The 23,873-nt window shown below is 63.2% G+C and carries 14 protein-coding genes; 6 read left to right on the top strand and 8 right to left on the bottom strand.

All coding sequences use genetic code 11. The features are described from left to right. Positions 1–134: 134 nt before the first annotated feature. Genes IB279_RS24900 through IB279_RS24890 form a run of 3 tightly spaced genes read right to left on the bottom strand, consistent with a single transcriptional unit; the run spans position 135 to position 2,514 of the window. Positions 135–1,319, bottom strand: coding sequence for an MFS transporter (locus tag IB279_RS24900; protein WP_162728796.1), 1,185 nt, complete (start codon positions 1,317–1,319; stop codon positions 135–137). A 29-nt stretch (positions 1,320–1,348) separates the two neighbouring features. Beyond that, positions 1,349–1,735, bottom strand: a complete 387-nt coding sequence (locus tag IB279_RS24895) for a VOC family protein (protein ID WP_112771708.1) — start codon at positions 1,733–1,735, stop codon at positions 1,349–1,351. Next, a complete protein-coding gene (locus IB279_RS24890) occupies positions 1,732–2,514 on the bottom strand; it encodes a DeoR/GlpR family DNA-binding transcription regulator (RefSeq protein WP_112771707.1) in 783 nt (260 codons plus the stop codon). Before IB279_RS24890 ends, IB279_RS24895 begins: the two co-directional genes overlap by 4 nt. Positions 2,515–2,569: 55 nt before the next feature. On the opposite strand from IB279_RS24890, the gene IB279_RS24885 reads away from it, so the two are divergent. From IB279_RS24885 to IB279_RS24870, 4 genes are all read left to right on the top strand, one after another. Beyond that, the gene (locus IB279_RS24885; protein WP_146749546.1) at positions 2,570–2,791 is read left to right on the top strand and encodes a hypothetical protein; all 222 of its coding nucleotides are present in this window, start codon (positions 2,570–2,572) and stop codon (positions 2,789–2,791) included. Further along, entirely contained in the window at positions 2,788–3,561 is a 774-nt protein-coding gene (locus IB279_RS24880) for an amino acid ABC transporter substrate-binding protein (protein WP_112771706.1), read from the top strand. The genes IB279_RS24885 and IB279_RS24880 overlap by 4 nt, the downstream gene beginning before the upstream one ends. A 106-nt stretch (positions 3,562–3,667) precedes the next feature. Next, positions 3,668–4,348: an amino acid ABC transporter permease gene (locus IB279_RS24875; protein WP_089044284.1), complete on the top strand. Its 681-nt coding sequence runs from the start codon at positions 3,668–3,670 to the stop codon at positions 4,346–4,348. Beyond that, complete coding sequence (locus tag IB279_RS24870; protein WP_112771705.1) at positions 4,345–5,106, top strand: amino acid ABC transporter ATP-binding protein; 762 nt, start codon at positions 4,345–4,347, stop codon at positions 5,104–5,106. Before IB279_RS24875 ends, IB279_RS24870 begins: the two co-directional genes overlap by 4 nt. Before the next feature lie 121 nt (positions 5,107–5,227). Here the strand turns inward: IB279_RS24870 and pyc are convergent, their stop codons facing one another. Both pyc and IB279_RS24860 read right to left on the bottom strand, forming a co-directional pair. Further along, complete coding sequence (pyc, locus tag IB279_RS24865) at positions 5,228–8,686, bottom strand: pyruvate carboxylase (RefSeq protein ID WP_192339906.1); 3,459 nt, start codon at positions 8,684–8,686, stop codon at positions 5,228–5,230. Between the two features lie 119 nt (positions 8,687–8,805). Continuing rightward, positions 8,806–9,546 (bottom strand): autoinducer binding domain-containing protein, encoded by a 741-nt coding sequence (locus tag IB279_RS24860; RefSeq protein WP_034802969.1) that lies wholly within the window; start codon positions 9,544–9,546, stop codon positions 8,806–8,808. 388 nt (positions 9,547–9,934) lie between these two features. Here IB279_RS24860 and IB279_RS24855 point away from each other — a divergent pair, with 388 nt between their 5' ends. Beyond that, on the top strand, positions 9,935–11,692 hold the full coding sequence (locus IB279_RS24855; RefSeq protein ID WP_034802972.1) for a glucan ABC transporter ATP-binding protein/ permease: 1,758 nt from the start codon (positions 9,935–9,937) through the stop codon (positions 11,690–11,692). A gap of 154 nt (positions 11,693–11,846) precedes the next feature. Then, positions 11,847–12,479 carry a LysE family translocator gene (locus tag IB279_RS24850; RefSeq protein ID WP_060611276.1) on the top strand — a complete coding sequence of 211 codons (633 nt, stop codon included), beginning with the start codon at positions 11,847–11,849 and terminating at the stop codon, positions 12,477–12,479. A 29-nt stretch (positions 12,480–12,508) separates the two neighbouring features. On the opposite strand, the gene IB279_RS24845 is transcribed toward IB279_RS24850, so the two are convergent. From IB279_RS24845 to IB279_RS24835, 3 genes are all read right to left on the bottom strand, one after another. Next, positions 12,509–13,663: an OpgC family protein gene (locus IB279_RS24845; protein WP_112771702.1), complete on the bottom strand. Its 1,155-nt coding sequence runs from the start codon at positions 13,661–13,663 to the stop codon at positions 12,509–12,511. Positions 13,664–13,978: 315 nt separating this feature from the next. After that, a complete protein-coding gene (gene ndvB / locus IB279_RS24840; protein WP_112771701.1) occupies positions 13,979–22,606 on the bottom strand; it encodes a cyclic beta-(1,2)-glucan synthase in 8,628 nt (2,875 codons plus the stop codon). A 361-nt stretch (positions 22,607–22,967) separates the two neighbouring features. Further along, complete coding sequence (locus tag IB279_RS24835; protein ID WP_034802979.1) at positions 22,968–23,861, bottom strand: LysR family transcriptional regulator; 894 nt, start codon at positions 23,859–23,861, stop codon at positions 22,968–22,970. Between the last annotated feature and the right edge of the window lie 12 nt (positions 23,862–23,873).

Genomic DNA, 23,873 nt, shown 5'->3' with positions numbered 1-23,873 from the left:
GCGAGGATGCGGGCAGAACCCACATGGACTTTCCTCAACTCGCCCTGGCCATTTGCCCATCAGGTGGATGAGGAAAGCCTGATTGTCAACGGCGACATCATGCCCTGACGGCGATTTGATGGCGCTGTTCCGTCTCAGTGCCCCTTAGCGTGATCCGCATGGACCGCATGGTGCGACAAGAGAAGCACGACGATGAAGAGCAGCGGCACCGAGGCGAAGATGATGGCAAAGCCCGTATGCTCGGCAACGAAGCCGATCAGCGACGGCGCGAACAGCATGCCGGAATAGCCCATGAAGGTCGCGACCGAGAGCCCGATGCCCGGCTGCAGGCCCGGCATGTTGCCGGCGGCCGAGAACGCGATCGGCACCATGTTGGAAATGCCGATGCCGGCGATCGCAAAACCGAGGATGGCGATATAGGCATTGGGCGCCGTGCCCGCGACGATCATGCCGACGAGTGCCGTGACGGTGCAGATGCGGAGCGTCCGTTTGGCGCCGAAGCGATCCCGCACGAAATCGCCGGCAAAACGCATGGTCGCCATGGTGGCGGAGAAGGCGGCAAAGCCGAAGCCGGAAAGCTCAACGGAGGCGCCAAGCTCGTTGCGCAGATAGAGCGCACCCCAGTCGAGCACTGTGCCCTCAGGCACCATCGAGAACAGCGCCATGATGCCGATCAGCCAGGGGAGCGGCGTCATCGGCAGGCGCAGCTTTTCCTTGGCTGCGCCCGGATGCGGCTTGTCGGCCAGGATCATCGGCCAAGCGGCGACGATCAGCACCAGGCAGATCGCAGTGACGACAAGGACATGCGGCAGCACACCGAAGCGGGCCATGAGGAAGCCGCCGATACCGGCACCGATCAGGCCGCCGAGGCTCCAATAGGCATGGCAGGACGACATGATCGCGCGGCGCATGGATTTCTCGACCTCGACCGCATTGGCGTTCATCGCGACGTCCATCGCGCCGGCAAAACCGCCAAGCAGGAACATGGCGACAGCCGCCGTCCAGACATCGGGGACAAGCGTCAGAAGCAGAAGCAACGGCGACAGGATGATGGCGGTGACCTTGACCACCTTCTGCGACCCCACACGGGCGATGTAGCCGCCGGCAATCGGCATGAGCACCAGCGAGCCAATACCGAACATCAGGATCAACAGGCCGAGCACGCTTTCGCTGATGCCGAGCCGGTCCTTGAATTCCGGGATCTTCGGCGCCCAACTGCCGATGACGAAGCCGTTCAATAGGAAGAGCAGCGAAACCGCCAGCCGGTTGCGGGTCATGTAGCCCTGGCGGACGGTCGCGGAAGGAGAACGTTGGTCCATGGTCTTGCCTCTGCGCCGGATCGCCCGGCTCAAATTGTGATTTCGATCAGATTTCCATCGGGGTCGCGAACAACGGCCTCATAGAAGCCATCGCCGGTCCATCGCGGTTTTGCGACCAGAATGCCGTTAGCCTCGGCGCGCGCGGCCATCGCCTCGACCGCCTGCTCGCTGCCGAGCGACAGCGCCACATGGGCAAGGCCGGTACGTTCTTCAGCCGGATCGGCCTGCCCAACCCAAGGGCCTTCCATGATCTCGAATGCCGGCCCGTCGCCAAGCGTCAGGAACCGCGAGCGAAAGCCCGGCCGCCGTCGGCTTTCATAGATCTCGCCGACTTCGGCGCCGAAGAAGGACGACCAGAAGCTGGCAATCGCCTCGAGGTCCCGCGTCCAGAGCGCCACATGCGTGATCGTCGTCATTCCGTCTCTCCCGCTATCAGGATCTCTGCCCCCGCCGCCTCGAAGGCCGCCCGATGCTCCGCCGACGCATCCGCCTCGAGCAGCAGCGTCACCTTGTCATTGATATCGACGACCCCGTGCGCCGCGGCCGTACCGAGCTTGTCGCTGGTGACGGCGACAACCAGGCGCCGGCTGCGCAACGCAATGAGCCGCTTGAATTCCGCATCCTCGAAATAGATCGCCGTCAGGCCCGCAGCGGCATCGGCGCCGCACGTGCCGAGAAAGCAGAGATCGGGCCGGAGCAGCTCCGCGTCGCGCTGAGCCCGCGCGCTGATCGCCGCACCGACGGCACGGTTGAGCGGGCCACCGAGCAGGATCAGATCGACACCCGGCTTCTCCATGAGCGCGACGGCAATCAGCGGTGTGTTGGTGACGACGGTGACCGGCAGCTCCGGCTCGATCAGTTGCGCGATCGCAAGATTGGTCGAGCCGGCATCGAGGAACACGGTCATATCAGGCTTGATCAGGCCGACCGCCGTGCGCGCCAGAGCCGCCTTGCGTTCCGGCGCCATCGCCACCCGTTCTCGCAATGTGCTATGCGCCGCCGGCGCGACCGGAAGTGCGCCACCATAGACGCGCTCGCACAGTCCTGCCGCCGCCATTTCCCGGAGATCACGGCGGATCGTGTCTTCGGAAACGCTAAGCTCAGCCGCAAGATCAGCAGCCAGCACCCGGCCATTGGCCTTCAACCGCTCCTGGATCAGCGTCTTTCGCTCACGAAGAAGGAGTTCGCCTGACATTTTTACTAACCGTGCATAAACGTGCATGAATCGCGATAAGTGTGCATAGCAACTTTTGAAACCGTTTTCAAGCTGGCGCAGCGCCCAAATCGGAGCGGCGCGCGAATTTCGACAAACCGTGGCTTTTGCGCGCAATCGGGGTCAATTCGAGGAAAATTCTTCATCAAAACGCTCAGGAATTGGTGTTTTATACGCTCAGATCGCCGATTTTTTATGCGATTGTCCGCTCAATCCGGACGACGGGCCGGGCAAGAAAGAAGATGGAAAATCACGATGAAACTCCTCCCCACGCTGTTTGCCGCCGCTCTGATGCAGGTTGCCGCACTTGGCTCCGCTGAAGCCGGCGAGAACCTCGATGCGATCAAATCTGCCGGTGTCCTGAAGATCGGCACCGAGGGCACCTATGCCCCGTTCACCTATCACGACGCCTCCGGCGCGCTCGTCGGCTTCGACGTGGAGATCGGCCAAGCCGTCGCCGAGAAGCTCGGCGTCAAGGCTGAATTCCTCGAAGGCAAGTGGGACGGCCTGATCGCCGGCCTCGACGCCAACCGCTACGACACGGTCATCAACCAGGTCGGCATCACCGAGGAGCGCAAGAAGAAGTACGACTTCTCCGAACCCTATATCGCCTCCAAGGCTGTGCTGATCGTCAAGTCGGACAACGAAGAGATCAAGGGCTTTGCCGATCTCAAGGGCAAGAAGTCGGCCCAGTCGCTGACCAGCAACTTCGGCAAGCTCGCAACCGCGTCCGGCGCCGAACTCGTCGGCACCGACGGCTTCGACCAGTCGATCCAACTCGTCTTGACCGGCCGTGCCGACGCGACGATCAACGACAGCCTCTCCTTCCTCGACTTCAAGAAGAAGAAGCCCGACGCCCCGGTCAAGATCGCCGCTGAGCAGGCCGATGCCGACTTCTCCGGCATCATCATCCGCAAGGGCGAGCCGGAGCTTCTCGAGGCGATCAACAAGGCGCTCGTCGACATCAAGGCCGACGGCACCTACGACAAGATCTCGCAGAAGTACTTCGGCGCCGACGTCTCGAAGTAACCCGATCACTGGGCCCTCGGCCGGTTTCTCAGCCGGCCATTCTCGGCTATGAAAAGCGATCCGTTCCGGACCCCGGGGCGGATCGCGCTTTTTGAAAGGCTCGCCCTTGACCACCTGGCTCCCACTGATGCTGGAATCCTTGCCGTCCCTGCTCTGGGCCGGCCTGACCTTTACCATCCCCCTGACGCTGCTTTCCTTCATCTTCGGCCTGATCCTGGGGCTCGTCACCGCCGTCGCCCGGCTCTTCGGGCCGGCACCGGTCGCCTGGATCGCGCGCTTTTACGTCTGGGTGATCCGCGGCACGCCGTTGCTGGTCCAACTGTTCGTGATCTTTTACGGCCTGCCGAGCGCCGGCATCTTGCTCGACGCCTTCACCGCAGCGCTCATCGGCTTCTCGCTGAATGTCGGCGCCTACACCTCCGAGATCATTCGCGCGGTGATTTCGTCGGTCCCGCGCGGACAATGGGAGGCAGCCTATTCGATCGGCATGAGCTGGAGCCAGGCGATGCGCCGCACGATCCTGCCGCAGGCAGCCCGCGTCGCCGTGCCGCCATTGTCGAACACATTCATCTCGCTGGTGAAGGATACGTCGCTTGCCGCCGCCATTACCGTGCCCGAGATGTTCCAGACAGCGCAGCGCATCGTCGCCACCACCTACGAGCCGCTGATCCTCTACATCGAGGCGGCGCTGATCTATCTTGCCATGAGCTCCGTGCTTTCCGCCCTGCAGGTCAGGCTGGAGCGACGCTTCGCCCGCTATGGCGGCTTCCTGGAGGCACGCACATGATCGAGCTCTCCCACATCGAAAAGCGCTTCGGCGACAATCTCGTGCTGAAGGATATTTCCGTGACGCTCGCCGAGGGCACTGTGACCGCGCTGGTCGGCCCGTCCGGCGGCGGCAAGAGCACGCTGCTGCGCTGCATCAACCTTCTGGAGATCCCGACCTCCGGATCGATCAAGCTTGGCGACGAGAAGCTTGAATTTGCCCCTGGCCGCAAGGTCGGCTGGACGGCAATCCAGCGTCTGCGCCGGCAGACCGGCATGGTGTTCCAGAACTTCCAGCTCTTCCCGCACCAGACCGCACTCGGCAATGTCATGGAAGGCCTCGTCACCGTGCTGAAATGGCCGGCGGACAGGGCGAAGACCCGGGCAATGGAACTGCTCGAAAAGGTCGGCATGGCGCACAAGGCCGACGCCTGGCCGGCAACACTTTCCGGCGGCCAGCAGCAGCGCGTGGCGATCGCCCGTGCCCTTGCCCCTTCGCCGCGCGTGCTTCTCTGCGACGAGCCGACCTCGGCGCTCGACCCTGAACTGGCGGAAGAAGTGGTCGAAGTCCTGAGCCGGCTTGCCCGCGAAGGCACCACCATGGTCATGGCCACCCACGACCTCCGGCTCGCCTCGCGCGTTGCCGACAAGGTGATCTTCCTCGACGGCGGCCTCATCGTCGAAAGCGGCGCGCCAAAGACGATCTTCTCGGCGCCCGAGCGCGAGCGAACGAAGAAGTTCATTGCCTCGCTCAGCGCTCCGCACGACTACGAGATCTGAAGGGAAGCATTGGGACCGGTTCCATTGGCCTAGGCGCTAAGCAGCCGTCGTCTCATCCATCGCAAAACAAAAACGGCCGGATTCGCATCCGGCCGTTTTTGTCTGTCCGTGTGGCAAACGCTTACGCGTCGAAGACGATCAGCAGGTCCTTGGCGTCGATCTGGTCGCCGGCGCGCACCAGAACTTCGGCGATCGTGCCGTCCTTCTCGGCATGCAGCGCCGTTTCCATCTTCATCGCCTCGATCGAGAGCAGCACGTCACCGGCCTTAACCGCCTGGCCCGGATGAACCGCGACCGTGGAGATGACGCCCGGCATCGGAGCGCCGAGCTGGGCAGCGTTGCCGCCCTCGGCCTTGCGGCGCACGGCGCTCGTCGCACTGCGGTTGCGGTCCGGTACCTTGATCAGGCGCGGCTGGCCGTTGAGTTCGAAGAACACCTTGACCATGCCCTTCTCGTCCGGCTCGCTCTTGGCCTGGTGCAGGATAACCAGCGACTTGCCGCGCTCGATCTCCGGCTGCAGCTCCTCGCCCGGTCCAAGCCCATAGAAATAGGCCGGCGTCGGCAGCACGCTGACCGGACCATAGGTGTCGGCCGCGACCGCGTAATCGGTGAAGACCTTCGGGTACATCAGATAGGAGGCGAACTCGAAGTCGTCAACCTTGCGCTCGAGCTTGTCCTCGATCGCCTTGCGCTCCGCATCGAGATCGGCCGGCGGCAGCAGCGAGCCGGGCACGGCGGTGTAAGCCTTCTCGCCCTTAAGCGCCTTCTTCTGCAGCGCTTCCGGCCAGCCGCCCGGAGGCTGACCGAGATCGCCCTTCAGCATCGAGACGACCGAATCCGGGAAGGCGATGTCCTTGGCCGGGTTCTCGACGTCGGCAACCGTCAGGTCTTGCGAGACCATCATCAGCGCCATGTCGCCGACGACCTTGGAGGACGGCGTCACCTTTACGATGTCGCCGAACATCTGGTTGGCATCGGCATAGGCCTGGGCAACGCGGTGCCACTTGGTTTCCAGCCCGAGCGAACGGGCCTGTTCCTTGAGGTTGGTGAACTGACCGCCCGGCATTTCGTGCAGGTAGACTTCCGACGCCGGTCCCTTGAGGTCGCTTTCGAAGGCAGCGTACTGGTAACGCACTGCTTCCCAATAGAAGGAGATGCGGCGGATCCATTCGGGATCGAGGCCCGGATCACGCTCCGAGCCGCGCAACGCCTCGACGATCGAGCCGAGGCAGGGCTGCGAGGTGTTGCCGGAGAGTGCGTCCATCGCCGCATCGACCACATCGACGCCGCTATCGACGGCGGCAAGCACGGTTGCAGCCGCAATGCCCGAGGTGTCGTGCGTGTGGAAATGGATCGGCAGATCCGTCGCTTCGCGCAGCGCCTTGAAGAGCACGCGCGCGGCGGCCGGCTTCAACAGGCCCGCCATGTCCTTGACGGCGATCATGTGCGCGCCGGCCTTTTCGAGCTCGGCCGCCAATGCCGTGTAGTACTTGAGATCGTACTTCGGGCGGGCCGAGTTCAGGATGTCGCCGGTGTAGCAGATTGCCGCCTCACAGATGCGGTTCTCTTCAGCAACGGCCTCCATCGACACGCGCATGTTGTCGACCCAGTTGAGGCAGTCGAAGACGCGGAAGACGTCAATGCCGCCCTTCGCCGCCTGGCGCACGAAGTACTTCACGACGTTGTCGGGGTAGTTCTTGTAGCCGACGCCGTTGGCGCCGCGCAAAAGCATCTGCAGCAGCAGGTTCGGCGCGTCCTCGCGAATGCGGGCGAGACGATCCCACGGGTCCTCGGTGAGGAAGCGCATGGAAACGTCGAAGGTCGCACCACCCCAGCATTCGAGCGAGAACAACTGCGGCAGGGCACGAGCATAGGTGCCGGCGACGCGGGCGATGTCATGCGTACGCATGCGGGTCGCAAGCAGCGACTGATGGCCGTCGCGCATCGTCGTATCGGTCAGGAAAACCTGCTTTTCACCGCGCACCCACTCGGCGAATTTCTTCGGGCCGAGCGCGTCGAGCTTCTGCTTGGTACCGGCGGGGATTTCGCCCTGGATGAATGGCACGACGGGCTTGGCCGCATCCGCCGGCGGCTTCGGACGGCCCTTGGCCTCCGGATGACCGTTGACGGTGACGTCGGCGAGATAGGTCAAGAGCTTCGTCGCACGGTCCTGGCGCCGGACCTGCTGGAAGAGTTCCGGCGTCGTATCGATGAAGCGGGTGGTGTAGGTGTTGTTGCGGAACTGCTCGTGGCCGATGATCGCCTCGAGGAAGGTGAGGTTGGTCGCCACACCGCGGATACGGAATTCGCGCAGCGCCCGGTCCATGCGGCTGATCGCTTCCTGAGGCGTGCTGCCCGAGGCCGTGACCTTCACCAGCAGCGGATCGTAGTAGCGGGTGATGTAGGCGCCGGTATAGGCCGTGCCGCCGTCGAGACGGATGCCGAAACCGGCCGCCGAACGATAGCCGGTGATGCGGCCGTAGTCGGGAATGAAGTTCTGTTCCGGATCTTCCGTGGTGATGCGGCACTGCAGCGCGTGGCCGTTGAGGCGGATGTCAGCCTGGTCAGGCACACCCGATTGCGGCGTGCCGATCGCCTCGCCGTCGAGAATGTGGATCTGCGCCTTGACGATGTCGATGCCGGTCACCACTTCGGTGACGGTGTGCTCGACCTGGATGCGCGGGTTCACTTCGATGAAGTAGAACTTGCCGGTGTTCACATCCATCAGATACTCGACGGTGCCGGCGCCGATGTAGTTGGTCGCCTTGGCGATCTTCAGCGAGTAGTTGGCCAGTTCCTGCCGCTGCGCATCGGAGAGGTAGGGCGCCGGCGCGCGCTCGACGACCTTCTGGTTACGGCGCTGGATGGAGCAGTCGCGCTCGAACAGATGCACGACATTGCCGTGGGTGTCGCCGAGGATCTGGCTTTCGACGTGGCGGGCGCGCTCGACCAGCTTTTCGAGATAGACCTCGTCCTTGCCGAAGGCGGCCTTGGCCTCGCGCTTGGCTTCCGTCACCTCGCGGATCAGATCCTTCGGATCGCGAATGGCGCGCATGCCGCGTCCGCCGCCGCCCCAGGAGGCCTTGAGCATGACCGGGTAGCCGATCTCGGCGGCGAGGCGATGGATTTCCTTTTCGTCGTCCGGCAGCGGATCGGTGGCCGGCACGACCGGAACGCCGACGGAAATGGCGAGGTTGCGGGCTGCGACCTTGTTGCCGAGCTGACGCATCGTCGCCGGGCGCGGACCGATGAAAATGATGCCGGCGTCGTCACAGGCATCGACGAATTCCGGGCTTTCCGACAGCAGGCCGTAGCCCGGATGAATGGCGTCGGCACCCGAGAGTTTGGCGACGCGGATCACTTCCTCGATCGACAGGTAGCTTTCGATCGGGCCGAGGTCGCGCGCAAGATGCGGGCCGCGGCCGATCTGGTAGCTTTCATCCGCCTTAAAGCGGTGCAGCGCGAGTTTGTCCTCTTCCGCCCATATCGCGACCGTTTTCAGACCGAGTTCGTTTGCAGCGCGAAAAACGCGGATGGCAATTTCAGAACGGTTGGCAACAAGGATCTTCGAGATAGGCAAGTCGGTCTCCTCAATGACTTGATATTGCGGGAAATGCTGCACCCGCGAAATAAAGTATTAGCGGGTCACCGGGCAGAGCGCAATTTCAGATGCGACAGGAAACCGAATGCCTTTCGACTTTAGGAAATCAGGCCGAGACGGAAGGCGATCGCCACGACGTGGTGGCGGTTCTTGGCCTTCAGCTTTTCCTGGATTCCGTTCATGTACCAATCGACCGTGTGGCTCGAAATATCCAGCACCTTGCCGATGTCGTTGGAGGTCAGTCCGTCGGCGAGATAATTGAGGGCTTCCATTTCGCGCCGCGTCATTTGCACTTCGACGCGCGAACCGAGCTCGGCCGAAACCTCGGGGTCGGTCAGGTCCAAGAGCTTCCAGAACAGCCGCTTGGCGATCGAGTCGAACAGGCTGATCTCGACAGGGCTCAAGTCGACGACGCGGCCGCCGACCGTCAGGTTGCCGAGCAGGCCGCGCCGGCCGTGCACCGGGAAGATGTAGCCGTCGTAGAGACCGTGGTTGCGGGCCTCGATCATCATGCTTTCCATGCGCTTGCGATGCGGATCGGAGCGGAAAGCAAACAGCGTATCGCGCCAGCGGAAACCGCGCTGGGCATGGCCGAGATAGCGGATGGTCGGGTCGATCACCACGAACTTCTTGCGGATATAGATCTGTGGCCAGCCCTCGGGCCAGCGACCGGCAAGCAGCAGCCTCAGCGGGTTGTCATGCGGCTTGGGCTGGCGCACGACACCGTAGAAGTCGAAGCCGCAGCGATCGAGCAGGCGCTCGAATTCAGGGATGATTTCTTCGCGTGTCTTCATCTCCTCCAGAAGCGCGAGAAACTGTACGAGCAGCGTAATGTTCATGGATCACCTTCCAGGTCGATGCATATGGTCGCATTTCCGAATCCGGACATAAAGGCACCGTTCAGCGACCATTCATGTTGCACCCGCGATAATCCGTCATACCACGCCCGGTCTTATGCGAAATATGCAAGAAATCGGAGTTGGCACGACAGATAGCAGACTATGAATATTCTCGCCAAGCTCACAGACGAGCGAAACGGGAAAACGAGTGGCTGTCCTGCGTCCGGCTACGGCTTCCCATTGCCGCAAAAGACCGTCTCAGCGCGGCCCCGAGTGCTCTAACGGCGCGAGGCTTCAATGCTCGCCATGAGGAACCTCGAGGACGCGGGTGCATCCGCCGCAGAAGGTCTGCGGCGCGTCAAATCCGGTACCCGGAAGGGGTGAGACAGTGTCATTGTTCCAGGTGTATGCAAGAGCGCTCCAGTATCTTGCGGTTCACAAGTTTCGCGTCTCAGCGATCGTGCTTGCCAACGTCGTTCTGGCAGCGATCACAATTGCCGAACCGATCCTGTTCGGTCGTATCATCGACGCCATCTCGTCGAAGGGCGAAGTCACGCCGATGCTGCTCATGTGGGCAGGTCTCGGCGTCTTCAACACCGTCGCCTTCGTGCTCGTCGCCCGCGAGGCCGACCGGCTGGCCCATGGCCGCCGCGCCACACTCCTGACGGAAGCCTTCGGCCGCATCGTTTCCATGCCGCTTGCCTGGCATAGCCAGCGCGGCACGTCCAACGCCCTGCACACGCTGCTTCGCGCCTGCGAAACCCTCTTCGGTCTCTGGCTCGAATTCATGCGCCAGCATCTGGCGACCGCCGTCGCCCTCGTTCTGCTCGTTCCGACCGCCTTTGCCATGGACGTGCGCCTGTCGCTCGTGCTCGTCGTTCTCGGCGCGCTCTATGTGGTGATCAGCAAGGTGGTCATGAGCCGCACCAAGGAAGGCCAGGCTTCGGTCGAGAACCACTACCACACGGTTTTCTCCCACGTTTCCGACGCGATCAGCAACGTTTCGGTTGTGCACAGCTACAACCGCATCGAGGCTGAAACCCGCGAGCTGAAGAAGTTCACCGAGCGGCTGATCTCGGCCCAGTTCCCGGTACTCGACTGGTGGGCACTCGCAAGCGGGCTGAACCGCGTCGCCTCGACCATCTCTATGATGGCGATCCTCGTGATCGGTACCGTGCTGGTGCAGCGCGGCGAACTCGGCGTCGGCGAAGTCATCGCCTTCATCGGCTTTGCCAATCTGCTGATCGGCCGCCTCGACCAGATGAAAGCCTTCGTCACGCAGATCTTCGAAGCTCGTGCCAAGCTCGAGGACTTCTTCACCCTCGAAGACGCCGTGCGCGAACGCGACGAGCCGGCCGGTGCGACCGAGCTGCCGCCGGTTGTCGGCGAGGTCGAGTTCCGCAACGTCTCCTTCGACTTTGCCAACACGAACCAGGGCGTGCACAACGTCTCGTTCACCGCCAAGGCCGGCCAGACGATCGCCATCGTCGGCCCGACGGGTGCCGGCAAGACGACGCTCGTCAACCTCTTGCAACGCGTCCACGATCCGCGCGACGGCCAGATCCTGATCGACGGCAACGACATCTCGAAGGTGACGCGCAAGTCGCTGCGCCGTTCGATCGCCACCGTCTTCCAGGATGCGGGCCTGATGAACCGCTCGATCTCGGAAAACATCCGGCTTGGCCGTGACGACGCGACGATCGAGGAAGTCATGGCTGCCGCCGAAGCGGCTGCTGCCTGCGACTTCATCGAGGGGCGCACGACCGGTTACGATACGGTCGTCGGCGAGCGCGGCAACCGTCTGTCGGGTGGCGAGCGTCAGCGTGTGGCCATCGCTCGCGCCATCCTCAAGAACGCGCCGATCCTGGTGCTCGACGAGGCGACCAGCGCGCTCGACGTCGAGACCGAGAACCGCGTCAAGGATGCGATCGATGCGCTGCGCAAGAACCGCACGACCTTCATCATCGCCCACCGCCTGTCGACGGTGCGCGAGGCCGACCTGGTGGTCTTCATGGACCAGGGCCGGATCGTCGAGATGGGCGGCTTCAACGAGCTCAGCCAGAGCAACGGCCGCTTTGCAGCCCTGCTCCGCGCCAGCGGCATCCTGACGGACGACGACGTCCGCATGAGCCACACGGCAGCGTAACGCTCGCCCGACGTCAGGCAAATCGTACATCAAGCCACCCGCGGTCAGCCGCGGGTGGCTTTTCTTTTTGGGCGAGCGCCGCATCGGGAAGTCTTGTCATTCGCCAAATTGTTGGTAGACGGGAATTCCGGCTTCAATTCCAAGGGAATCACCAATGCCGGATATCTCCACCATCGCTCTGTTTGCCGCCGCAAGCCTCGTGCTGACCGCAACGCCCGGCCCTGACATGCTGCTGATTGCGTCTCGCAGCCTCAGCCAGGGCCGTGCCGTCGGGTTTCTCACCTATGCCGGCATCGCGCTTGGCACCTACTGCCATGCGCTCGCGGCAGCGCTCGGCCTCTCGCAGCTCTTCCTCACCGTACCGGTTGCCTATGAGATCGTGCGCTGGGCGGGCTGCGCCTATCTGCTTTATCTCGCCTGGAAGACGGTACGTTCGCATCCCTCGGGCGCGTCCCCGACGTCGACGCTCAAGCGGCTCTCACGCCGGCGGGTCTTCGGCGAGGGACTGATGACCAACCTGCTCAATCCGAAGATGGCGCTGTTCGTGCTGGCCCTTTTTCCCCAGTTCGTGCACCCGAATGGCGGGTCGATGGTCCTGCAGATGCTTCTGCTTGCGACCATCCTGAACGGGATCGGCTTGCTCGTGAACGGCACTGTCATCCTTGTCGGCAGCCATCTGCGCGCAAGACTTTCCGGCTTCCGGCGTTTCCCGAAACTGCCGCAGTACCTTCTCGCCGGCGTGTTCACGGGGCTTGCCTGCCGCCTGGCGCTGGGTTCTCGAACCTGATGCTGACGCACGGTCAAGGGCGGCGTTTGCTACGCCGCCCTTAGCGGGTTGGCAGACGCGATGCCGCGCAGCCATTCGAGATAATAGGCATAGGCAAAGTGCAGGCCGATGCCGGCGAGCACGAAGAGGCTGCCGAAGACCGGGTTCTTCCCCGTCACGAACAGCAGCACCTGGCCGGACATCGCCAGGATCGTGCCGAAGATGAAGATCGGTAGCGAATGCCGGCCGACCACCGCCAGCGGATGATCGCGGTCGAGTTTGGCGAGGTTGCTGATCCGAGGCGTCACCGCGATGACGTAGCCGAGCGCCAGCACATGCAGCAATCGCGGCGTGGACAGGAAGGTCTTATCGAAGCCTGTCAGAACGGCCGGAAGACCGAAGGAGAGGTCGATACTCCAGAACGAGAACAAGACCCAGACGGCGGAAACGGCAAGATAGGCACAGGACAGCATTATCAGCCAGGGCCAGCGCGGCAGCGATCCGCCGTTGCGCACATAGGTCATCATCACCACGCCGATGACGAACAGGAACTGCCAGGACCAGGGATTGAGAAACCAGTAGCCCTCGTCGAGGAAGTTCGACGGCACGAACTTGAAGATGCCCGCGGCGAACCATAGCGCGGCCGAGAGCAGAAGCAGCAGTTTCTTGCTGACACCGTTCAGCCAGAGGATGCCCGGCAGCAGCAGGAACAGCGCCGCATACATCGACAGGATGTTGTTGTAGCCGAGCTGATGTCCCAAGAGCACCATGGCAACGATGCCCTGCTCCGTCTGCTCCACCATCGGGCGGATGTTGATCTCGCCGATCAGGTCCTGCCTTCCGAAGTAGATCGCGCCGCCGGCAAAGATCGCCAGCGTTACGATGCTCGTCATGATGTGGGCGACGTAAAGCGCCAGGGCCCGGCGCCAGATTTTGAGCATCATGGCCAGCCGACCGCCGGAGACGAACTTGCCGCCATAGGCGATCCCGACCGAGAGGCCCGAGATTAGGACGAAAGCTTCAGCGGAATCGGAAAAGCCGAAGTTCTTGTGGGTCAGGTATTCGAGATATTGCCCGGGAACGTGATTGACGAAAATCGTCAGGAGACACAGCGCCCTGAACACATCAAGGCGTGCGTCACGCTCCTTCGGAACCAATCGGGCGGACATCGGGTCGACGCCACCCTGAAAAGTCTTTTGCAGCATGCGGTCCGTTTTCCAGGATTTGGCGCCCCTGCCCCATCCCTGTTGAAACGGGTACCGACGTCCCGCCTTTCGCGCGATGCCCGGCACCATGAAGGAGAGCGGGAGGCCATCTGCAGGCGGTTTCCCGCCCGGCACCCCGCTCACGAAATCTACAGCGCCGCGCGTCTTATCAGACGCGCAAAGGTCGCTGTAGGACTTTGAATTCCTGCACGACGCTCAGCCGTCGAGGTCGCGCCGCCGGCAAATCCGCAAAGAAAAACCGGCCTTGCCCTTGCGGGAACAAAGCCGGTTTCATCCTGCCTTCAATGCCGGCCGTTACAGCAAAATGCCTTCATGCGCGTTTTTTGTGACACTATTGTTGACGCTGACGATCGGCTCGCCACTTTTCTTGTCGCGTTCGACCGAAATCTTGTGCCGCGCGCCATTGAGCGTCACTTCGGCCGAGTAGCCGTTCCAGGCTGCGGGCAGCACCGGACGGATGACCAGCCTGTCGCCCTGCCGGCGAATACCGAGGATGCCCTCGACGCCGACACGGTAGAGCCAGCCGGCAGATCCCGTATACCAGGTCCAGCCGCCACGCCCCGCCAGATCGCCTTCGCCGTAGATATCGGCGGCAACGACATAGGGCTCGACGCGATAGTGTTCCGCCGCTTCGCGGTTTTCGGCATGCGAGATCGGATTCAGCATCTGGAAGACCCGCCAGGCCTCTTCCGCCCTGCCCTGTTCGGCAAAGGCCAAGGCGACCCAGGTGGCGGCGTGAGTATATTGCCCGCCATTCTCGCGCACGCCCGGCGGATAGGCCTTGATGTAGCCCGGATCCTGCGACGTCCGCTCGAGCGGCGGTGTGAACAGCCGCACGATGCGCTGGTCGGGGTCGACCAGTTCAGCCATGACTGCGTCCATCGCCTTCAGCGAACGCTGCTCATCGCCTTCGCCCGAAAGCACGCTCCAGGACTGAGCGATCGAATCGATCCGGCACTCCAGAGCCTCACTGGTGCCAAGCGGCGTGCCATCGTCGTAATAGCCGCGACGGTAGTAGTCGCCATCCCAGCCGGCGGTCGCGAGCGCCTTCTTGAGCGCTTCGAGATGCGCCTCCCAGCGCGTGATGCGCGCCTCGTCCTTGCGCTCGCGCGCGAAGGGCAGGAAGCCACGCAGCGTGCCGGCGAGGAACCAGCCGAGCCAGGTGCTCGTGCCTTGCCCCTTCTCGCCGACCCGGTTCATGCCATCGTTCCAGTCGCCGGCAAGGAACAGTGGCAGGCCGTTCTCACCGGTCCGCTTGATCGCAAGATCGAGTGCACGGGCGCAATGCTCGTAGACGTCGCCGACCTCTTCGGAAATCTCGGGCTTGTAGAAGGCGTCGTGCTGCCCCGCTTCGAGCGCCGGGCCAGTGATGAAGGCAAGCTTCTCGGCAAGGAGATCGGACGTGCCGGTCACCGTGCAATAGCGGGTCACGGCATGGGCGAGCCAGACGACGTCGTCGGAGATCATCGTGCGCACGCCGGCGCCTGTTCCCGGCAGCCACCAATGCTGCACGTCGCCTTCGGTAAACTGGCGGGAGGCAGCGTTGAGGATCTGTGCCCGGGCGAGTTCCGGACGATGGATCAGGAACGCCAGCGTATCCTGCAACTGGTCGCGGAAACCGAAGGCACCGCTTGCCTGATAGAAGGCCGAGCGCGCCATGATGCGGCAACCGAGGCTCTGATAGGGCAGCCAGTTGTTGATCATGGCGTTGAAGGCCGGATCCGGCGTTTCCACCTTCACGATGTCGGTGAATTCGCGCCAGAACGTCTTGTTCGCCTCAAGCACCGTGTCGAACGCGGTCTCACGCAGTTCGCCGATGATGGCTCGAACCTGATCGTCCGTATCGGTATCGCCGAGGATGAACGTGACCTGCCGTTCGGCACCGGGCTCGATCGAAATGTCCGTTGCGACCACGGCGCAAGGATCGCCGTCGACATCGACGGAGCCCGAAAGATCGGCACCCGAAGTGACCGCCTGCGGCGCCAGAATGCCGCCGATCGCGCCCAGGAACTCCCGGCGGCTGGCGGTGTAGCCGGCCGCATCGCCGCCATCGACGGCGAAGAAGGCGGATCGGCCGGCAAAATCGATGCTGTAAGGGTTGGTCGCCACCAGCGCCTCGGCCGTCTCGTCCCATTTCGAAAGGACGAAGGGCGCCGAACGGGCACGGTTGTTGCCAAGTACCCACTCGTTGTAGCCGTAGAGCCTCAACTGCCGCGCAGACGCCGCACGGTTGCGGACAGACACGCGGACGAGCTTGGCCGGCAGGTTGCGATGCACCGTCTGGACAACCTCGATCTCAAGGTCGTCCTGGGTGCTGCGGAAGATCGAATAGCCAAGCCCGTGCGCCGTCTCGAAGACGACGGAACGGCGGCGCGAGAGCGCCGCATAGGGCGTGGCGACCGTGCCGCTTGCCATGTCGCGGATGAAGATGGCTTCGCCCGGCCGGTTGACGACCGTATCATTGGTCCAGGGCGTCAGCTGGTAGTCGCGCGAGTTGCGGCTCCAGGAATAGGCCGCACCCTCGGCCGAGATGTGGAAGCCGAAAGCATCATTGGAGATGACATTGATCCACGGCTGCGGCGTCGCTTCGCCGCCGCGCAGGCGCACGACGTATTCGCGACCGCCATCGGCGAAACCGCCGAAGCCGTTCCAGAAGGAAAGGCCATCGCCCTTGATTTCCGCCGGAGCGGCATCCCCGTTCTCCTGCGGCGCTGCCAGCAGCGGGCCTGAGAACTCGGCGCTCTTTTCGGAGCCTTTCACCGGTGCCGGCGAATAGAGCGAGTTGGCGCGGGCGATCTGGTCGGAGATCGTGCCGTTGCGGGCATGGAAGACCGCGCGCGAGGCCGACAGCAAGGTCGACCACGTCTCCGCCTCCATCAGGTCGCGGCGCACCGAGAAGATGTGCTGGCGCGGACCGTCCGAGAGACCGCGAAGCCTCAGGTTCTCGCACATGGAGTCGAGCGCGTGCTGCATGTCCTGGGCATAGGACGAGGCGCGCTCGTTGATGATCACGAGATCGGCGGTGATGCCGCGGGCGCGCAGGTATTCCTGGGCGCGCAGCGCCTCACGGGCGATGCCGAGATCGCCGTCGTCATTGATGCGCAGGCAGAAGATCGGGTAGTCGCCCGAAATCGCGAGCGGCCAGAGCTTCGACTGAGAATCGAGGCCGGCCTGAACCGTCGCCGAATCGGCGCGCAGATGCATGTCCGGATAGACGAGGTAGCGGCCGAGCATCTGGAAGCTTGCCGCTTCCTGCGAGGTCACGCCGACATGGCGCATCTGCACCTGGCTGCGGGTCCAGGCGTGGATGAGCTCCTGGTTGAAGGTCTCCGGATGGCGGTAGCGGTCGATCGCGCGATCGACCTCCTCGCGACTTGGGGCGGCGATCGTCCAGAAGACGACGCTGACCTTCTTGCCGGCGGGTACGCGCACAACCCGGCGCAGCGACATGATCGGATCGAGCGTGAAGCCGTCCGTGCCGGAAAGCACCGCATCCGTATCAAAGGCAGCGGCTTCGGCAAGCGTGCGGCCCGGGCCGATGAAGCGGCGACGGTCGGTCTCGGCTTCCGTATGGCGGTCGCTGCCGGCATTGTCAGTGACGAGATGCGCCACTTCCATGTCCGGATCGCCGGAGCTGCGCTTGTTGCGGCTGACGCGGATGACATCGCCGCGGCGGCTGATTTCCGTGCGCAGGAACATCTTCGAAAACGCCGGGTGTGCGCTGTCGGCCTCGTCTGTCGAAAGCACAGGCTCGGCATAGGAGGTCACTTCGATGAAGCGGTCCTGGGTGCCGGTGTTGAGCAGCATGACCCGGCGCCCTTCGGCATCGTGTTCGGTGGCGACGATGCATTCCACCTCGCTGGTGAGATCACCGACGGTCTTGACGAATTCCGCCTTGTCGTCGCCGAAGCGCGTCAGCATCTTCTCACCGGCCGCGCGTCGCGGCTCCGACGTCGCCGACCACCAGTCGCCGGTCGTCGTATCGCGCAGGAAGATGAAGGTTCCGGTACGGTCCTCGACCGGATCCGGCTTCCAGCGGGTAACCGACTGGCCGTTCCAGCGGGCGTAACCGGCGCCGTTGGCCGTCAGCATCACCGAGTAGTGGCCGTTGGAGAGAAACACGGTCTCGCGGTCCTGCGAAAGCGGGTTCTCGATGATGCGGACCTCAGGGCGCAGGAGATCGTCCTGGCCCTTGCCGACGGATTCCGGCTCGCGCTTGGCATTCATGATCGGAATGTCGCGCGGCGCCTTTTCCTGCAACAGCAGTTCGGCGGCTTCGATCACCGGATCGGCGTGGAACCACTCGCGCAGGCGGCCGTTGAAGACGACGTTGGCGACAGCCGCGATCGACATGCCATGGTGGTGGGCATAGTAGTTGCGAACCACCGCGCACTTCTGGCCCTCAGGCACGCGCGTCGGCGTGAAGTCGACGGCGTCGTGGTAGCCGTATGCGCCGAGCGCGCCGACCTCGCGGAGACGCCCGAGGTTGGCGAGCGCCGACTTCGGATCGTACATGCAGGCGAGGATCGAGGCGTAGGGCGCGATGACCGCGTTCTGGCCGAGACCACGCTTGAGACCGAGCGTCGGCACACCGAAGTTGGTGTATTGGTAGGTGAGCTCGTGGTCACGCGCGTTGAAGGCGGCTTCCGAGATGCCCCACGGCGTGCCGAGGCGACGGCCGTGGTTGATCTGTTCCTTCACGACCAGATTGTTGGTCTGGTTGAGGATACCACCCTGACGCTCCTGCATGACCAAAGGCGGCATCAGGTATTCGAACATCGAGCCGGACCAGGAGATCAGCGCACCGCGTGCGCCGATCGGAACGATCGGCCGGCCGAGCTTGTACCAGTGCTCCGTCGGAAGATCGCCCTTGGCGATGGCAAACAGGCTGGTGAGACGAGCTTCCGACGCAAGAAGATCGTAGCAGGCCTCGTCGAGCTCGTTGGCGTTGACGCGGAAGCCGATCGACAGCAGGCGCCGCTCCGGACGGAACAGGAAACCGAAATCCATCGAGAAGGCGATGTCGCGTGCCCGGTCCTTCATCACCAGCAGGCGCTGGCGCAGCGATTCGATTGCGCCGAGATCGAAGACGCCATCGGCGATATGGGCTTCGCAGGTGGTGACGAGCGAGTTGGCCCACTTCGTCACTTCGCTGCTTTGCGGCGTGCGCACCTCATGGTCGAGATTGACGGTGAGCTTGTGCATGTCGCGCGCCAGAACGGCCAGGTTGATCACCCGGATCGAAGCGAACTCGTGTTCGCGCATGATCGCAGCGAGCGCGTTCTGGAAGCCGACGATGCGTTCTTCGATCAGGCGACGCAACGGACGCACCGTCTTGCGGTCGTCGGGCAGGTCGCGCAGCACTTCCTGAAGGATCGCAGCGACGTCGCCGATACCGGTGAGACTGCCCTGGACATGCGCCGACGGCGCTTCGGCCCAGTCGCGACACATCGACGACACGGCGATCAGATGACCGGCCAGATTGCCGCTGTCGACCGACGAAATGTAGCGCGGCTCCATGGTTTCGAGCGTATTCGTCCGGTACCAGTTGAACAGGTGGCCGCGATATTTCGGCATCCGGTCGATGGTGGCGATCGTCTGCTCCAGCCGGTTGATCGTCTCCTCGAAGCCGATCCAGCCGAAATCGCGCGCCGACATGACGGAGAGCAGGTAGACGCCGATATTCGTCGGTGACGTCCGCTCGGCGAGAACCGGCTGCGGCGTTTCCTGGAAGTTGTCCGGCGGCAGGAAGTGCTGCTCGGCGGTGACGAAGGTCTCGAAGTATCGCCAGGTGCGGCGCGCGATCAGGCGCATCTCGTCGATCGCCTCATCGGAAACGACAAGCTGGTCTTCGGTTTCGGCCGACTGGCTGACGAACCAGGCAACGGCTGGAGACAGGGCCCACAGCAGCGCAAAGGGAATGCCGATGAAGGGCAGGCCGGTGTCGGAAATCGCCGCAAGGGCCAGCGAGATCGCCGACAGCGCCGGCGCAACCCACATGGCGCGGTAATAGTCGCCAATGGTGCCGTGGCCGGCGCTCTGCACCTGCGCGGCCGTGCGCCATTCCAGCATCAGTTTGCCGCTGACAAACGTGCGGTAGAGCGAACGCACGATGGCGTCGCCCATCATCGCCGCATTGTGGGCGATGAAGACGATGCGCAGCGCGACCTGCGCGTTGGCGGCACGAACTTCGTTCAACACCGCATGCAGGTGCGCTCGGGCAACGATGTCGTTGCGGCGCGGCAGGAGGCCGTTGATCAGCGACAGCGTCGGCGCCACGAACAGGCTGAAGATCAGCACGATCTGCCAGATCAGCGCTTCGGTCGGCTCCATGTAGTACCAGCCCATGACCGAGGCGACGAGCCAGGCAAGCGGGATCAGCGAGCGGCGCAGGTTGTCGTACATCTTCCAGCGTCCGAGCATCGACAGCCCGTTCGACAGATTGAAGATATAGGGCAGCAGCTGCCAGTCGCCGCGCGCCCAGCGATGCTGGCGCGACATTTCCACCTCGTAGCGGGTCGGGAAGTCCTCGACGAGTTCGACGTCGGTCACCAGCGCGCAACGCACGTAGGAGCCTTCGAGCAGGTCGTGGCTGAGAACGGCGTTTTCCTGGATGCGCCCCTTCAGCGCCGCCTCGAAGGCGTCGACATGATAGAGGCCCTTGCCGGTGAAGCTGCCTTCGCCGGCAATGTCCTGATAGACGTCCGAAACGGTGAAGACGTAAGGATCGATGCCGCGGTTGGAGGAGAAGATGCGCTGGAAGGCGGAGGCTTCGCTGCCCGTCGTCAGCGACGGCGTGACGCGCGGCTGCAGCAGGCTGTAGCCGGCGATCACGTTCTGCGTTTTCGGATCGACAACCGGACGGTTGATCGGATGGTACATCTTGCCGACGAGCTTCGTCACCGCATCGCGCATCAGGCGCGTGTCGGAATCGAGCGTCATCACGTACTGAACGTTGTCCGGCACCGTGTTGGCGCCCTGCAGGAACGAGGTGTCGCGGTCACCGCGCAAGAGCATGTTCAGCTCGTGCAGCTTGCCACGCTTGCGCTCCCAGCCCATCCACACGCCTTCCTGCTCGTTATACAGGCGGCGGCGATGCAGCAGATAGAATCGGGTCTTGCCGTCATAGGCATAACGCGCCGAGAGCTGAGCGATCTCGCGCTTGGCATAATCGAGCACATCGGCGTCGGTGCTCGATTCCTCGTCCTTGCTGTCAGCCCAGTCGCTGACCAGTGCAAAGTAGATCTCGCCGCGCGGGTTGGCGAGATAGTGGACCTCGAGATTGCGCACCAGTTCGTCGACGTGATCGCGCTTGGAAATCAGGCACGGCACCGCAACGAGCGTGCGGGCGTCCTCGGGGATCCCGTCGAGGAACTCGTAGCCGACCAGCCGCGACGGTTTGACGAACAGCGTCACCAGCGTGTTGAACAGGCCCATCGCGCCTTCCGAGGCCGGCAGCGCGAAAAGCAGCAGCATGATCAGCTTCGCGCCACTCGGGATCGCCATCGGGCTGACGAAGGAGTAGACGGCGATCATCGCCAGGATGGTCAGAAGGATGTTCGGCCCGGCGATCGCAAACCAATCAAGCCTGCGGCTGAGGCGAATGATGGTCTGCAGCACCGACGGCCGGTAGCTGATCTTCTTTTCCAGAAGCTTGCGTTGCTTGCCGACGAGGAAGGATCCGACATTCGGCTGCTGCAGCGGCGCTTCCGTCTCGGCCGCGACTTCCGCCTCGCGCACCATCTGGATGGCGATTTGCGTCACTTCGAATTCGCTGTGCCCCGAACGGCGCGCCAGCTTTTCGATCGTGTCGCGGTACTTGTTGCGCGACCCGAAATCGAGCGCCGCATAATCGGAGCCTTCACGCAGCGCCGCATCGATCTTGCTGACGCTCTCGAACCAGACGGCCCAGTCGGTGTCGTCGATCTCACGCAGGCTGCGGATGATGTTGCTCATCGTCGCATTGCCGGACGACAGACGGTTCTGCTCGGCGACCAGCGCGCTTTCGACATCGCTGCCGCGCTTCTCGAGCTGATCCTCGATCCAGCCGATCACGGCGCCCGAGGTCTGCGACCCGTCACGCATGCGGTAGAGCAGTTGCGCGACGAAGGTGTTGTCGGCCGCCAGCGCTTCCGATTCCGCAAGCAGCGTGCGCGACTTTTCCGGATCGCTGAGGCGAATGATCTGGTCGGCGACGTCGTTTGCCTTGCGCCGCATGCCGCGCGAGCGTTCGACGCGGATGGCAATCCGCCGCAAATTTTCGATCAGCACGAAGCGCAGGATCGACGGTAAGGCCCAAAGTTCGCCGATCTTGAAGGTCTCGTGCTTCTGGAAGCCCTCGACCATCGCCGTGATGCTTTCGCGCGTCACCGTGCTGTGGGTGTGGGCAGCGTAGAGCCAGGCGAGCGCCATGGTGCGCGGAATCACCGTGCCCGAAACCGAAATCGTCGGGAGCTGGCGATAGAACCGGCGCGGGAAATCGCGCCGCACTTCCTGGATCGCCTCTTCGACGACGTGATGGTTGTCGAGCAGCCATTCGGCGGCCGGCGTGATCGTTGCCCCGGCCTCGACGTCCGCGGCCGTCGCCCGGTAGACGCGCAGGATCTCGTTCTCGTTCTCGCGATGCCGCGGACGGAACTCGAACGGGAAGAAGCCCGGCAGCGAGGAGACACCCTTTGCCGCGAGATCCTCGCCGCATTGCCGGAGGTCCTCCATCGAAAAGAAGGTGGAGCGGATCGAATCGTTGTAATCGATCTGCTTCGCTTCCGGTTCGCGCGGTGAGGTGGGCGGCGTAGTTTGGAGCTGCATGGGTACGGGTTCTGAATCCAACCGGGGTTGATCGGCCCGGCCCTCGTCGGGGTGCCGGGTTGGCTGCGGTCCTGAGAAATCAGGCTGAGCCGGCGCGTTGCTAGACACGGTCATGTGTCCTCCCATCCACCGTCATTTCCCGGGAAACCGGGATCTGGCGGTAACAGGCACCGCCCTCGACTGGGCATCGGAGATCGCAAAGCCGGCGGCGCATTGGTTTTCAAGGCCGCGGTGATGCATGAAAATGGCATTTTTTAGCCGTGGTGCCAACAGCTTGCAAGGATTGCTCATACAAGATCGGACGTTTTGCGCACAGCCAAATCAAGCCGGAACCGGCCGCTGTGCGCGCCCCCAGTGGCACTTCGATACAACTCTTTCAAATGCCCTCTTTCAAGCTTCATCGCGGGTGGCAGACGAGGCGAAACGTGATGGGGCAAGGAAGGTTCCCACGAATTTTCGACAAAAGCACCGCAGGTCAGCCCACCTGCTCGGTGATCCACTCGCGAAACGCCAGGCTGATCGGGTTTTCGAGCTTGCCCTCGGGCACGGCGAGGTAATAGCTGTTTTCCGTCTGCATCGGCCGGTCGAGCACGATCTGCAGCGTGCCGGCGGCAATTTCCTGCTCGATCAGGTAGCGTGGCAAAAGAGCAAAACCGAGCCCGGCGGTCGCCGCCTCGATCACCATGGAAAACTGATCGAAACGGTTGCCGCGATAAGCGCCGCGCCCGTCCATGTCGTTGGCCTCGAACCATTGCGCCCAGAGTTTTGGCCTTGTGGCGAGATGGAGCATCGGCCCCGTGACGATATCTTCAGGGGAGGCAACCGGATGGGTTGCCAGCATGGCGGGACTTGCGGCGGGCACGATGATCTCACTGCAGAGATAGCTGCAGGTGGCGCGCGCCCAGACCGGCTGCCCGTAATGGATAGCCAGATCGAAATTCTGCTCCTCGAAATCGAACGGCGCAGAGCGCGAGGCGATGTTGATCACCGTGTCCGGATGGCGCTTGAGGAAATCGGGGAGACGCGGCACCAGCCAGCGGCTGCCGAAAGTCGGCAACGACGCGATCGAGAGCGTCGAATCCGCCCGGGCAGACGCCATCGCCCGCACCATCAGTTCCTCGGTCTGGTTGAGCAGGCGGCGCACCTCCGGCAGAAACTTCTGCCCGGCATCCGACAGGATCACACGCTGGCGCACACGCTCGAACAGGAGCACCCCGAGCTGGTTTTCGAGATCCTTGATCTGGCGACTGACGGCGCTCTGCGTGAGGTTCAGTTCGGCTGCGGCCTGCGTGAAGCTGCCGTGTCGCGCGGCGCATTCGAACGCCTGCAGCGTCGTCACGTCGGGAACCAGTCTTCGGCTCAACTTCATTCCGCCCTCGCA

Origin of the sequence: Ensifer sp. ENS06 (genome assembly GCF_014852205.1) — a bacterium.
GTDB lineage: Bacteria > Pseudomonadota > Alphaproteobacteria > Rhizobiales > Rhizobiaceae > Ensifer > Ensifer adhaerens.
The sequence above is the reverse complement of the archived record's forward strand: the minus strand, read 5'-3'. Positions and strand labels throughout refer to the sequence as shown.

What these genes read in the sequence shown, in the direction of transcription:
- IB279_RS24900 (WP_162728796.1), bottom strand. Translation starts at nt 1,319, where the DNA reads ATGGACCAACGTTCTCCTTCCGCGACCGTCCGCCAGGGCTACATGACC.
- IB279_RS24895 (WP_112771708.1), bottom strand. Translation starts at nt 1,735, where the DNA reads ATGACGACGATCACGCATGTGGCGCTCTGGACGCGGGACCTCGAGGCG.
- IB279_RS24890 (WP_112771707.1), bottom strand. Translation starts at nt 2,514, where the DNA reads ATGTCAGGCGAACTCCTTCTTCGTGAGCGAAAGACGCTGATCCAGGAG.
- IB279_RS24880 (WP_112771706.1), top strand. Translation starts at nt 2,788, where the DNA reads ATGAAACTCCTCCCCACGCTGTTTGCCGCCGCTCTGATGCAGGTTGCC.
- IB279_RS24870 (WP_112771705.1), top strand. Translation starts at nt 4,345, where the DNA reads ATGATCGAGCTCTCCCACATCGAAAAGCGCTTCGGCGACAATCTCGTG.
- IB279_RS24860 (WP_034802969.1), bottom strand. Translation starts at nt 9,546, where the DNA reads ATGAACATTACGCTGCTCGTACAGTTTCTCGCGCTTCTGGAGGAGATG.
- IB279_RS24850 (WP_060611276.1), top strand. Translation starts at nt 11,847, where the DNA reads ATGCCGGATATCTCCACCATCGCTCTGTTTGCCGCCGCAAGCCTCGTG.
- IB279_RS24845 (WP_112771702.1), bottom strand. Translation starts at nt 13,663, where the DNA reads ATGCTGCAAAAGACTTTTCAGGGTGGCGTCGACCCGATGTCCGCCCGA.
- ndvB (WP_112771701.1), bottom strand. Translation starts at nt 22,606, where the DNA reads ATGACCGTGTCTAGCAACGCGCCGGCTCAGCCTGATTTCTCAGGACCG.
- IB279_RS24835 (WP_034802979.1), bottom strand. Translation starts at nt 23,861, where the DNA reads ATGAAGTTGAGCCGAAGACTGGTTCCCGACGTGACGACGCTGCAGGCG.